The organism is Pantoea sp. M_9, assembly GCF_008631385.1.
Lineage (GTDB): Bacteria > Pseudomonadota > Gammaproteobacteria > Enterobacterales > Enterobacteriaceae > Pantoea > Pantoea eucrina.
Genome location: NZ_VWUF01000006.1, coordinates 132201 through 144943, shown reverse-complemented (window position 1 = coordinate 144943; position 12743 = coordinate 132201). Strand labels below are relative to the sequence as shown.

At 57.9% G+C, this 12743-nt stretch carries 8 protein-coding genes; 1 reads left to right on the top strand and 7 read right to left on the bottom strand.

The window, feature by feature from the left end; genetic code table 11:
* Positions 1 to 4 precede the first annotated feature (4 nt).
* Genes rsmA through lptD form a run of 4 tightly spaced genes read right to left on the bottom strand, consistent with a single transcriptional unit; the run spans position 5 to position 5535 of the window.
* Complete coding sequence (gene rsmA, locus F3I15_RS11365; protein ID WP_039382519.1) at positions 5 to 829, bottom strand: 16S rRNA (adenine(1518)-N(6)/adenine(1519)-N(6))-dimethyltransferase RsmA; 825 nt, start codon at positions 827 to 829, stop codon at positions 5 to 7.
* On the bottom strand, positions 822 to 1817 hold the full coding sequence (gene pdxA / locus F3I15_RS11360; RefSeq protein WP_150017983.1) for a 4-hydroxythreonine-4-phosphate dehydrogenase PdxA: 996 nt from the start codon (positions 1815 to 1817) through the stop codon (positions 822 to 824). Before pdxA ends, rsmA begins: the two co-directional genes overlap by 8 nt.
* On the bottom strand, positions 1807 to 3096 hold the full coding sequence (surA, locus tag F3I15_RS11355) for a peptidylprolyl isomerase SurA (protein WP_150017982.1): 1290 nt from the start codon (positions 3094 to 3096) through the stop codon (positions 1807 to 1809). Before surA ends, pdxA begins: the two co-directional genes overlap by 11 nt.
* A gap of 54 nt (positions 3097 to 3150) precedes the next feature.
* Complete coding sequence (gene lptD, locus F3I15_RS11350; protein WP_150017981.1) at positions 3151 to 5535, bottom strand: LPS assembly protein LptD; 2385 nt, start codon at positions 5533 to 5535, stop codon at positions 3151 to 3153.
* A 182-nt stretch (positions 5536 to 5717) separates the two neighbouring features.
* Between lptD and djlA the strand changes: the two genes are divergently transcribed.
* Positions 5718 to 6527: a co-chaperone DjlA gene (gene djlA / locus F3I15_RS11345; RefSeq protein ID WP_150017980.1), complete on the top strand. Its 810-nt coding sequence runs from the start codon at positions 5718 to 5720 to the stop codon at positions 6525 to 6527.
* 48 nt (positions 6528 to 6575) lie between these two features.
* Here djlA and rluA read toward each other — a convergent pair whose 3' ends face one another.
* The 3 genes from rluA to polB form a co-directional block, all read right to left on the bottom strand.
* Entirely contained in the window at positions 6576 to 7235 is a 660-nt protein-coding gene (gene rluA / locus F3I15_RS11340) for a bifunctional tRNA pseudouridine(32) synthase/23S rRNA pseudouridine(746) synthase RluA (protein WP_150017979.1), read from the bottom strand.
* A gap of 15 nt (positions 7236 to 7250) precedes the next feature.
* Positions 7251 to 10157 (bottom strand): RNA polymerase-associated protein RapA, encoded by a 2907-nt coding sequence (rapA, locus tag F3I15_RS11335; protein WP_150017978.1) that lies wholly within the window; start codon positions 10155 to 10157, stop codon positions 7251 to 7253.
* A gap of 149 nt (positions 10158 to 10306) precedes the next feature.
* Positions 10307 to 12667, bottom strand: a complete 2361-nt coding sequence (gene polB, locus F3I15_RS11330) for a DNA polymerase II (protein ID WP_150017977.1) — start codon at positions 12665 to 12667, stop codon at positions 10307 to 10309.
* Positions 12668 to 12743 lie beyond the last annotated feature (76 nt).

The following is a 12743-nucleotide window of genomic DNA, read 5'->3' as shown; positions in this document are numbered from 1 at the left end:
GCACTTAGTTCTCCGCTGTTTTTGCCTGATGGTTACCCAGCCAGTTTGCCAGCTGACAATACTGCGCAACGCTGACGTTTTCAGCACGCAGCGAGGTATCAATATTTAACTCTTCCAGCGCACCCGCCGCAACCAGATGGCCCAGGCTGTTGCGCAACGTTTTGCGGCGCTGACCAAAAGCCTCGGTGGTAATGCGGCTCAGGATCTTAACATCACTGACCGGGTAAGGCGGCTGTGCATAAGGCACCAGTCGCACCACGGCAGAATCCACTTTAGGTGGCGGCGTAAACGACTGCGGCGGCACTTCAAGAACCGGGATCACCTGGCAGTAATATTGCGCCATCACGCTGAGACGACCATATGCTTTACTGCCCGGGCCGGCAACCAGACGGTTAACCACCTCTTTCTGCAGCATGAAGTGCATATCTTTGATCGAACCAGTATAGCTGAAAAGATGAAACATCAGCGGCGTGGAGATGTTGTAGGGCAGGTTGCCGAACACGCGCAGCGGCTGACCTTTCTCCTGCGCCAGCGCAGCAAAATCAAAGGTCATCGCATCCTGCTGATAAATGGTCAGCTTGGGACCGAGGAACGGATGCGTCTGCAGACGAGCCGCCAGATCGCGATCCAGCTCAACGACGGTCAGCGCGTCCAGGCGTTCGCCTACCGGCTCGGTCAGGGCACCGAGACCGGGACCGATCTCAACCAGCGCCTCCTGCTTTTGCGGATGAATAGCAGAGACGATGCTATCGATAATGTACTGATCGTTCAGGAAGTTCTGCCCGAAACGTTTACGGGCGTAATGCCCCTGATGGACGCGATTATTCATTACTGCTCTTGATCATAGTGATGGCGAGATTAAGCGCCGTGATAAAGCTGCCCGGCTCTGCCTGCCCAAGACCGGCCAGTTCCAGCGCGGTACCGTGATCGACAGAGGTTCGGATAAAAGGCAGGCCCAGGGTGATATTCACCGCCCGACCAAAACCCTGATATTTAAGGACCGGCAATCCCTGGTCATGATACATCGCCAGCACCGCATCGGCATGTTGCAGATACTTGGGCTGAAACAGCGTATCGGCCGGCAGTGGCCCCGTCAGACGAATGCCCTGCTGACGCAGCGCATCCAGCGCTGGCGTAATGGTGTCAATCTCTTCACGCCCCATATGCCCGCCTTCGCCTGCGTGCGGATTAAGACCGCAGACAAAGATATGCGGCTGCGCCAGGCCAAACTTCTGCTGCAAATCCTGATGCAGAATGGTGATGACCTCATGAAGGCTCTCGCGCGTGATGGCGGCAGAGACATCTTTCAGCGGCAGATGGGTGGTTGCCAGCGCCACGCGCAGTGACTCGGTTGCCAGCATCATGACCACGCGGTCGCCACCGGCGCGATCGGCGAAAAATTCGGTATGGCCGGTAAACGGAATGCCGGCGTCGTTGATGACGCCTTTGTGTACCGGCCCGGTGATCAGCGCCGCAAACTCGCCCCGAAGCGCACCGTCACAGGCGCGCGCCAGCGTCTCCAGGACATAGGCACCGTTAGCCACGCAGAGCTGACCCGGTACCACCGGCTGCGCTGTATCAATCTGCAGCAGCGTCAGGGTACCCGCCTGCTGCGGCTGCGGTGCGCGATCAGGCTGCCACGGCTGCAGGGTTAGCGGCAGGCCAAGCTGCGCGGCACGCTGCCGCAGCACCTCGCCGTCAGCACAGACCACCAGTTCAACCGGCCAGTTGCGCTGCGCCAGCTGCACCGTGAGATCGGGACCAATCCCGGCGGGTTCGCCGGGCGTGATCGCAACGCGATAGCTATCAGTTGCCATCAAGGATCTTCACGTAGGCGCTGGCGCGCTGCTCCTGCATCCAGGTCTGCGCTTCTTCTGCAAACTTACGGTTGAACAGCAGGCGATAGGCGCGCTCTTTCTGCGCCGCATCGGTTTTATCCACCTGGCGCGTATCCAGCAGCTGAATCAGATGCCAGCCAAATGAAGAGTGAACCGGTGCGCTGACCTGACCTTTCTGCAGCTTCAGCAGCGCGTCGCGGAAAGCGGGATCGTAGATGTCGGGTGATGCCCAGCCAAGATCGCCGCCCTGGTTAGCAGAGCCCGGATCGTCAGAGAACTGTTTGGCGGCAGCGGCAAAAGTGGTTTTTCCGCTTTTGATGTCAGCGGCAAGCTGCGTAATTTTTTCACGCGCCTGATCGTCGCTCAGGATCGGTGATGGCTTCAGCAGAATATGGCGGGCGTGTACCTCAGTGACCGAGATATTCTTGCTCTCACCGCGCAGATCGTTGACTTTGAGGATATGGAAGCCCACGCCGGAACGAATCGGACCGACCACATCGCCTTTTTTCGCGCTGCTCAGCGCCTGTGAGAACAGCGTCGGCAGCTCTTCAATTTTGCCCCAGCCCATGTTGCCGCCTTTCAGCGCCTGTGGATCGGCTGAGTAGGTCACCGCCAGCTTACCGAAATCGGCACCGCCTTTGATCTCGCCCACCAGCTGACGTGCCAGCGCTTCCTGATCGTCAACCTGCTGCTGCGTCGGATTTTCCGGCAGCGGCAGCAGAATCTGACTGATATTCAGCTCGGTGCCCTGCGAGTTCTGTGAACCAATCTGCTTCGCCAGCGTATCAACTTCCTGCGGCAGAATGGTGACGCGACGACGCACTTCATTGTTACGTACTTCAGAGATCAGCATCTCTTTACGGATCTGTGCACGGTAGTCGCTGTAGTTCATGCCGTCATAGGCGAGGCGACTGCGCAGCTGATCGATGCTCATACGGTTCTGCGCAGCGATGTTCTGGATCGCCTGATCCAGCTGCTGATCGCTGATCTGCAGGCCCGCTTTTTCACCCATCTGCAGAATAATGTTATCCATGACCTGACGCTCAAGGATCTGATGACGCAACGTACGATCCTCAGGCAGCTGCTGACCCGCCTGCTGCGCCTGGGATTTTACCGTGCGCATCATGTTATCGACGTCACTTTCCAGCACCACGCCGTTGTTCACGACGGCGGCGACTTTATCAACTACCTGTGGGGCTGCGAAAGCGGTGCCGGCCGACATCGCCGCACCCAGAATCAGCATTCTCCAGTTCTTCATACTTTATCCATTATTGTTTCCGCACTGCGGGATCGCCTGTCAAACATCACAACATCAGAATGCGCGCTGATAGGGAATAATGCCCTGACGCAGCATTTCATTAGTGCCTAAGCCGTAGTTGGAACTCAGGCCACGCAGCTCAATGTTGAATGAGATTTGGTTGTCATATTTACTGTCGTTGTTTTCCCAGCCGTTAATCTTGCGCTCGTAACCCAGACGAATAGCGTAGCAGCAGGAGCTGTACTGCACGCCTACCAGCTGCTCTGCCGGACGGCTGTTGCGGGTATCATAGTAGTATGCCCCCACCAGCGACCAGGCATCGGCAATCGGTACGCTGCCGGTTGCACCGACCTGCGAAATGCCATTTTTATAAATCGGATTGTTGATCAGGCTGGCGTTGTTACGCGCCTGCGCGACATATTCCGGGCTGCTGTAGCGATAGCTCAGCTGCAGCATGCGATCGGCATCACGGCGATACTCCAGTACCGTATTACCCTGTGAAACGTTGTCGAGACGGGTGTCATACTGCAGTCCGCCACGCACGTTCCAGCGATCGCTGATTTTCCAGTACGTGTCGCCAGCCCATACCAGGCTGCCGGTATCATCTTCTTTATTTGTCTGGTTTACGCCGGTACGCGACGGAGTAAACGAGTAGATTTGACCTACAGAAACGTTAAAACGTTCAACCAGATCGTTGTCATAAATGCGTGTTGTTACGCCACTTGCCACTTCATTCGAGGAGGCGATGCGATCGAGACCGCTATAGGTGCGATCGCGGAACAGGCCGGTATAGTCGGTCTGCAGCAGCGTAGAGTCGTAAGGATAGATGTTGCTCTGATCGCGATACGGAATATAGAGATACTGAACGCGCGGCTCCAGCGTCTGGGTATAGCCCTGCGACCAGTCCATATCGCGATCAAATACCAGACGGCCATCTACTTTAAACTGCGGCAGCGTACGGTTTACGGAATCTTTCAGCCGTCTGCTGTTATTGTTTGTGGCGTCAGGATTAAAGCGGGTGTTATAGCTTTCGATATTGTCCTGCTGATAGTGCGTAGCCAGCAGTTTTGCTTCGGTATCGAGACTGGCCCAGCCGTTGGAGAGCGGCAGATTCAGCGTCGGCTCAATGTGCAGACGCGTCGCTTCCGGCATCCGGTTGCTGACGTTGGTAAACTTCACCGCCTGTGCATAGACGCGGCCATCAAACGGACCGATATCATTCTGGTAGGCGTTAACGTCAAGCTGCGGCGCAGCACGGTAGACGTTGGCAGAGCTGGTATTGCCGAAGACCTGGAAATCTTTGGTCGAGAGCGTCGCATCCCAGTTGGTATCCGCGTAGCCGATGCTGAATTTCTGCGTCGCATAGTTATTGGTCGAGCTGTAATATTTCGAGTCGATATCGTTGAAATAGTAGGGATCGCTGACCTTGGTATAATCCGCCGCAAAGCGCCAGTGCTGATCGTAAACGCCTGAATGGCGCCAGAAGAAGAGCCAGCGTTTGGAGTCCTGATCGTCTTCAATAGAAGAGCGCGCCGCGCGATCTTTTTCATACTGCTTATCGGACGGCAGGTAATCCAGCTCCATCAGGCCGGCGCCAAACACCGTAAGGTAACGGAACTCCGTTTGCAGCTGCGTACCGCGCTTGCTCATATAGTGTGGCGTCAGCGTGGCATCCGCCTGCGGCGCAATATTCCAGTAGTACGGCAGCATAAATTCGAAGCCGTTATTACTGCCATATTTCGCATTCGGGATCAGGAAACCGGAACGACGACGATCGCCGATCGGCAGCTGCAGATAAGGGCTGTAAAACACCGGCACATTGCCGAGTTTAAAGCGCGCGTTCCAGATCTCCGCCACCTCTTCTTGACGATCCTGGATCACCTCTGATCCCACCACGCTCCAGCTGTTAGAGCCCGGCAGACAGGAGGTAAAGGTGCCATTTTCGAGGATGGTATACCGGTTATTGCCACGCAGCTTCATCTGGTCGGCATCACCGCGTCCCTGACGTCCCACCATCTGGTAGTTACCGTTCCAGACGTTGGTGTCTTTGGTATTCAGATTGGACCAGGCTTTCGGACCTTTCAGGATGACCTGATTATCGTCATAGTGCACATTACCCAACGCATCCACGGTGCGTACCGGCGCGGTCTGGCCCTCCTGCTGACGCTGATGCAGCTGCATTTCGTCAGCGCGCAGACGGCTGTTACCCTGCTGCACATCGACATTACCGGTGAATACTGCATCATCCGGATAATTGCCTTTTGCCGAATCGGAATTGATGGTTACCGGCAGGGAGTTAGCGTCACCATTGATAACCGGGCGGTTGTAGCTTGGCACGCCCAGCATACACTGCGACATCAAATCGTCGGCCAGCGCGTGCTGACTATAAAGTGCGGCACCAATCATGGTTGCCAGCAGGGTAGGTATACGTTTTTTCATACGCGGTTTCGATAATTCCATGGACACTGGCATCATGCCGACAATCCGGACAGAGACTAACTTACCGCCCGGCGTAGTGCCAGCGTTAATCCTTTTCTGTCTGCGTTGCCGTTAGGCGCGGAGATAAATGACAGGTATGATAATGCAATTTTCAGCCACAAGCATGGCGAATTGAGGAGTTTATGCGCTACTGGGGAAAAGTTATTGGTCTTGCGCTTGGCGTGATGTCAGGCGCGGGGTTCTGGGGCATTGTCCTGGGTCTGATCATTGGTCATCTGATTGATAAAGTGCGCAGCGTAAAAGGGCAGGGATATTTTGCCAATAATCAGTCGCGGCAGATGCTGTTTTTCAGCACGACGTTTCAGGTCATGGGACATCTGACCAAATCAAAAGGGCGCGTCACCGAAGCGGATATTCAGATTGCGTCGCTGTTTATGGATCGTATGCAGCTGCATGGAGAAGCGCGTACTGCCGCGCAGCGCGCCTTTCGTGAAGGCAAGCAGAGCGACTATCCGCTACGTAACAAACTGCGTGAGCTGCGCAGCGCCTGTTTTGGCCGCTTCGATCTGATTCGGATGTTTCTGGAAATTCAGATTCAGGCGGCATTTGCGGATGGTTCTCTGCATCCGAATGAGCGGCAGGTGCTGTATGTGATTGCCGAAGAGCTGGGGATCTCGCGCCAGCAGTTCGATCAGTTTCTGCGCATGATGGAAGGCGGCCAGCAGTTTGGCGGCGCGGGTGCCTCAGGCGGCGGCTGGCAGCAGGCGAAGCGCGGACCCACGCTGGAAGACGCCTGCAGCGTACTGGGCGTGAAAAGCAGTGATGATAACACCACCATTAAACGCGCTTATCGCAAGCTGATGAGTGAACATCATCCCGATAAGCTGGTGGCAAAAGGCCTGCCGCCGGAAATGATGGAGATGGCGAAACAGAAAGCGCAGGAGATTCAGGCCGCGTACGACCTGATCCGCAAAGAGAAAGGGTTTAAATAGCCCGGCCATCCCGCCCTTTTGACCGGAAAGAGGGCGGGGTGACGCAGGTCAGAACTCCGCTGGCTGACGAAACGTCATGCTGCTGCCAAATGCCGGATGGGTAATGGTCAGCGACTCCGCATGCAGCTGCAGACGGGCTGCCATCGCCAGCGCCGCCTCATGTGCATAGAAACGATCGCCGAGGATCGGATGTCCCAGCGCCAGCAGATGCACGCGCAGCTGATGTGAGCGACCGGTAATGGGCTTCAGCAGCACGCGCGCGCTGTTATCGGCGGCATACTCCAGCACTTCATACTCCGTCTGAGCCGGTTTTCCCAGTTCGTGACTTACCATCTGCTTTGGCCGGTTCGGCCAGTCACAAATCAGCGGCAGATCGATCAGGCCCTTTTCCGCTGCCGGATGGCCCCAGACGCGCGCCACATAGTGCTTTGACGGCTCACGCTCGCGAAACTGACGCTTCAGCTCGCGCTCTGCCGCCTTGTTCAGCGCCACCACAATCACGCCGCTGGTCGCCATATCGAGCCGATGCACCGATTCCGCCTGCGGAAAATCACGCTGGATGCGCGTCATCACGCTATCCCTGTGCTCCTCCAGCCGGCCCGGCACCGACAGCAATCCGCTCGGTTTGTTGACCACCATAATGTGCGCATCCTGATACAGAATATGCAGCCAGGGTTCGGACGGCGGATTGTAGGGTTCCATCAGCATGTCAGCCTCACCTGCTTACTGGTGCGTTACGACGATCAGGCGCAGCGCATCGAGACGCCAGCCCGCATTGCTCAGGCTGGCCAGCACCTGCGCACGATTGCTCTCCAGCGCCTCAACCTCATCGTCACGGATGTTAGGATTGACGGCGCGCAGTGCTTCGAGTCGCGACAGCTCCGCGCTCAGCTTTTCATCCGCCTCCGCTTTCGCCGCGGCAATCAGCGCCTGCGCTTCCGGCACCACGGCCTGCTCCGCCTGCGTCAGAATGGCATGCACATCCTGCTGGACGGCGTTGACCAGTTTGCTGCCGGTATGGCGGTTAACCGCGTTAAGCTGACGGTTGAAGCTCTCAAACTCCACTTTGCCCGCCAGATTATTACCCGCGCGATCCATCAGCATGCGCACCGGCGTCGGCGGCAGGAAGCGGGTAAGCTGCAGCTGTTTCGGTGCCTGCGCCTCAACCACATAGATCATCTCAACCAGCAGCGTACCGACCGGAAGCGCCTTGTTCTTCAGCAGTGACAGGGCGCAGCTGCCGGTATCGCCGGAGAGGATAAGATCCAGACCATTGCGAATCAGCGGATGCTCCCAGGTAATGAACTGCGTATCTTCGCGCGACAGCGCCTGATTACGGTTAAAGGTAATCGTACAGCCATCTTCCGGCAGGCCGGGGAAATCGGGTACCAGCATGTGATCGGAAGGGGTCAGAACAATCAGATTGTCGCTGCGATCTTCCTGATTGATGCCGACAATGTCGAACAGATTGAGCGCAAAGTTTACCAGCTCGGTATCATTATCCTGAGCTGCAATGGTATCAGCCAGCGCCATCGCCGCTTCGCCGCCGTTGGAGTTAAGCTCCAGCAGGCGGTCGCGGCCCTGCTCCAGCTGCGCTTTCAGCGCATCGTGCTGCTTACGGCTTTTCAGGATGAACTCATCAAGACCCTGCGGGTTTTCCGGTGCCGCCAGGAACTCAATCAGCTGATTATATTCAGCGTCATAAATAGCGCGGCCGGTAGGGCAGGTGTGCTCAAATGCGTCCAGTCCTTCGTGATACCAGCGCAGCAGCACCGCCTGTGCGGTTTTCTCCAGCCAGGGCACCATGATCTGGATATCGTGCAGCTGACCGATACGATCGAGGCGTCCGATACGCTGCTCCAGCAGATCGGGGTTAAACGGCAGATCGAACATCACCAGCCGGCTGGCGAACTGGAAGTTACGGCCCTCAGAGCCGATCTCCGAGCAGATCAGCACCTGCGCGCCCTCTTCCTGCGAGGCGAAGAACGCCGCCGCGCGATCGCGCTCAATAATGGAGAGACCTTCATGGAACACCGCCGCGCGAATACCTTCACGCTCGCGCAGCACCTGCTCCAGCTGCAGCGCAGTGGCCGCTTTGGCACAAATCACCAGCACTTTCTCTTTGCGGTTGCTGGTGAGATAACCCATCAGCCACTCAACGCGCGGATCAAAGTTCCACCATGTGCCGCTATCGCCTTCAAACTCCTGATAGATCTGCTCGGGATAGAGCATGTCCCGGGCGCGCTCCTCCGGCGACTTGCGAGCCGCCATAATGCCGGAGACTTTGATCGCTGTCTGATACTGCGCCGGCAGCGGCAGGCGGATCTGCTGCAGCTCGCGCTTTGGAAAGCCCTTCACGCCGTTACGGGTGTTGCGGAACAGAACGCGGCTGGTGCCGTGGCGGTCCATCAGCATCGAAACCAGCTCTTTGCGCGCATCCTCTTTACCGTCGCGGTCGCTGTTAGCAACCTGCAGTAGCGGTTCGATATCCTGCTCGCCAATCAGCTCGTTGATCAGGTTCATCTCATCTTTGCTGATCGCCTGGTCCGCCAGCAGTGAGCTGACGGCATCGGCCACCGGACGATAGTGCTGCTGCTCGGCGACAAACTGGCTGAAATCGTGAAAGCGGTCGGGATCGAGCAGGCGCAGACGGGCAAAGTGGCTCTCCAGCCCCAGCTGTTCCGGCGTGGCGGTAAGCAGCAGTACGCCCGGCGTGTTCTCCGCCAGCTGTTCAATCACCTGATATTCGCGGCTGGGTGCCGCTTCACTCCACGCCAGGTGGTGCGCCTCATCCACGACCAGCAGATCCCACTCCGCATCCGCCAGCAGTTCCAGACGCTGTTTATTGCGGCGCACAAAGTCGAGCGAGCAGATAATCAGCTGTTCCGTTTCAAACGGATTGTCGCTGTCGTGCTGCGCTTCGGTATAACGATCGTCATCAAACAGAGCAAAGCGCAAGTTAAAGCGGCGCAGCATCTCTACCAGCCACTGATGCTGCAGCGTTTCCGGCACCACGATCAGCACGCGGTCGGCGCGTCCCGCCAGCAGCTGCTGCTGGATGATCATGCCCGCCTCAATGGTTTTACCCAGGCCGACTTCATCTGCCAGCAGCACGCGCGGCGCGTGACGGCGGCCCACATCGTGTGCGATATGCAGCTGGTGCGGGATAAGGTTGGTGCGCATGCCGCGCAGGCCGCTGACGGCAAGGCGATACTGCTCGCTCTGATATTTGCGCGCGCGAAAGCGCAGGGCGAAGCGATCCATGCGATCGAGCTGACCGGCGAACAGGCGATCCTGCGGCTTGCTGAAGACCAGCTTGCTGTCCAGCATCACTTCGCGCAGCACCACGTTGCTCTCTTCGGTATCAGCACGGGTACCGATGTAGGTCACCAGCTCATTTTCATGCCGCACTTCATCAACCAGCATCTGCCAGCCTTCATGGCTGGTAACGGTATCACCCGGATTGAAAATCACGCGGGTGACCGGAGAATCATGACGGGCATAGAGGCGGTTCTCGCCGGTTGCGGGAAACATCAGCGTGACCATGCGCGTATCCAGCGCCACGACCGTACCCAGTCCCAGTTCACTTTCCGTATCACTTATCCAGCGTTGACCCAGTGTAAATACCATATATTTTTTGCTCGATTCTCTGAATGACTTAAAGACGTTCGCCTGCTCTCAGGCAATAACAAAGCGCCAGACAGATGTCTGGTCAGGTTGTGCATGCTGAAATACAGGAAGGGCGCTATGGTACTGGATGGCAGGGCGTTCGTCACCTGTCAAAAAAGCCCCAGCTGCCCGGTAATCAGTGTAGCAAAGTCGTCGCCGACAAACGGCAGAATGCCATCCGCTATCGGCTGCAGCTGTTTGCTCACGTAATGATCGTAATCGAGTGGCGTGGTACGCACCTCCAGCGGCTCCGGCCCGGCGGTCGCCATCACATAGCGGATGGAACCGCCTTTCTGGTACTGCAGCGGACGCTGCAGCCTGCGGTTATGTTCATCGGCAAGACGCGCCGCGCGCACGTGCGGCGGAACGTTGCGCTCATACTCATGCAGCGGTCGCCGCAGGCGTTTTTTATACACCAGCAGATCGTCAAGCTGGCCGGCCATCAGCTGCGCGACCGTTTCACGGATATAGGCCTGCCAGGGCTCCCCGCGGAAAATACGGCCATAGAGCTGTTGCTGAAACTGCTGCGCCAGCGGCGTCCAGTCAGTACGCACTGACTCCAGCCCTTTAAACACCAGACGCTGCTGCGCGCCGCTGCCGCTCAGCCCGGCGTAGCGCTTTTTGCTGCCCTGTTCGGCGTTGCGAATGGTGGGCATCAGAAAACGGCTGAAGTGCGTCTCATACTCCAGTTCCAGTGCGCTTGTCAGGCCGAGCGTCTGCTGCAGATGCTGCTGCCACCAGCGGTTGATCAGCGTCGTCAGCCGCTGGCCGGTGGCCGCTGCCTGCTCCTCGCTATATTTGCCCTGCAGCCAGACAAACGTGGAGTCGGTGTCACCGTAGATCACCGTAAACCCTTCCGCCTCAATCAGCGCCCGCGTCTGCTGCATGATGGCGTGGCCGCGCAGCGTGATTGAGGAGGCGAGGCGTGAATCAAAAAAGCGACAGGCGCTGGTGCCCAGCACGCCGTAAAAGGCGTTCATGATGATTTTCAGCGCCTGCGAGAGCGGCGCATTGCCGTCGCGCTTTGCGGCTTCACGCCCCTGCCAGATCTGCGCCACGATATCAGGCAGGCAGTGAAGGTGACGCGAGAAGCGCGCTTCGCGAAAGCCAGGCACAGACTCTGCGTCAGACGGATGGGCCAGGCCCTCAACCAGCCCGACGGGATCGATCAGAAAAGTACGGATGATTGAGGGATAGAGGCTTTTGTAATCCAGCACCAGCACTGAATCATAGAGGCCGGGACGGGAGTCCATCACATAGCCGCCGGGACTCGCCTCCGGCGCCACGTCGCCCTGATTGGGCGCTACGTACCCCGCGCGATGCATACGCGGAATATAGAGATGACTGAACGCCGCAACCGAGCCGCCGTGCCGATCCAGCGCCAGGCCGTTAACGCTGGCACGCTCCAGTAAAAAGGGCATGATGGCGGTATGGTGAAAAATGCGCGTCACCAGCTCGCAATCTTTCAGGTTATAGGTCGCGAGCGCGGGTTTATCATGGGCAAAGCGCCAGTTGATCTCCTCCATGCGCTGCCACGGATTATTGATCGCTTTACCTTCACCCAGCAGCTCGCGCGCAACGGATTCCAGACTGAAAGAGGGGAAATCCCAGTAGGCAGACTTCAGCGCTTCAATGCCGTCAATGACGACGCGGCCGGCGAGCTGGGCGGTAAAGATGCCTGGCTTAATGCCGTGTTCACGCCACTCCAGCGGCTGCTGCTGACGGCCGAGGCGCAGCGGAATGCCGTAGCGATCGGCATGCTTTTGCAGCACCCGCAGGTCAAACTGCACCACGTTCCAGCCAATGACCACATCGGGATCGTGCCGCGCGAACCAGGCGTTAAGCTGCTCCAGCAGCTGCTGGCGGCTCTCAACGTAAATCAGCTCAAAGCTGAGCGCGCTGGCGTCGCCGTTGGGCGGGCCCAGCATATAAACCTGACGCTGACCGCAGCCTTCCAGCCCGATACAGTAAAGCTCGCCGCGTTCGGTGGTTTCAATATCCAGCGACACCCAGCGCAGAGGCGGCCGGTAGCCGGGATGCGGCTTCAGGCGGGCGTTGATCAGAGTATCACCGCGCGGCTCGCCGCTGAACCAGACCGGGGCGGTAATAAAGCGCTCCATCAGATAGCGCTCGGGCGGCCGGATATCGGCTTCATAAACGCTGATGCCGTTCTCCCGCAGACGTTTCTCCAGCTGCTGCAGCTGACGATGGCTGCGGCAATAGAGGCCAAACACCGGACGGCAATGGAAATCTTTCAGCGTCAACGACTGCAGACGGGTGTGGGCTTCGTCGCGGATGAGCGCTTCGGTCTGACGGCGGAACGCTTCGGGAATAAACGCCACTGACTCCTGCGCGGGCAGCACCAGCCGCTGCGGTCCGGCATCGGTTGCCAGCCACAGCGTGATCTCGCTGCCTGAAGGGGTATCCCGCCAGTGGCGGGTCAGCAGATAGCCTGCGCGCGGTTCTGTCACGGTAACTCCGGAGAAGAAATTATGCGCAGTATACCATGGATGTTTATACAGTGTCGGCAACTCTCTGCAGCGCAGC

Excerpts from the sequence above, each read along its gene's own strand:
- rsmA (WP_039382519.1), bottom strand. The coding sequence starts at position 829 with ATGAATAATCGCGTCCATCAGGGGCATTACGCCCGTAAACGTTTCGGG.
- pdxA (WP_150017983.1), bottom strand. The coding sequence starts at position 1,817 with ATGGCAACTGATAGCTATCGCGTTGCGATCACGCCCGGCGAACCCGCC.
- surA (WP_150017982.1), bottom strand. The coding sequence starts at position 3,096 with ATGAAGAACTGGAGAATGCTGATTCTGGGTGCGGCGATGTCGGCCGGC.
- lptD (WP_150017981.1), bottom strand. The coding sequence starts at position 5,535 with ATGAAAAAACGTATACCTACCCTGCTGGCAACCATGATTGGTGCCGCA.
- djlA (WP_150017980.1), top strand. The coding sequence starts at position 5,718 with ATGCGCTACTGGGGAAAAGTTATTGGTCTTGCGCTTGGCGTGATGTCA.
- rluA (WP_150017979.1), bottom strand. The coding sequence starts at position 7,235 with ATGCTGATGGAACCCTACAATCCGCCGTCCGAACCCTGGCTGCATATT.
- rapA (WP_150017978.1), bottom strand. The coding sequence starts at position 10,157 with ATGGTATTTACACTGGGTCAACGCTGGATAAGTGATACGGAAAGTGAA.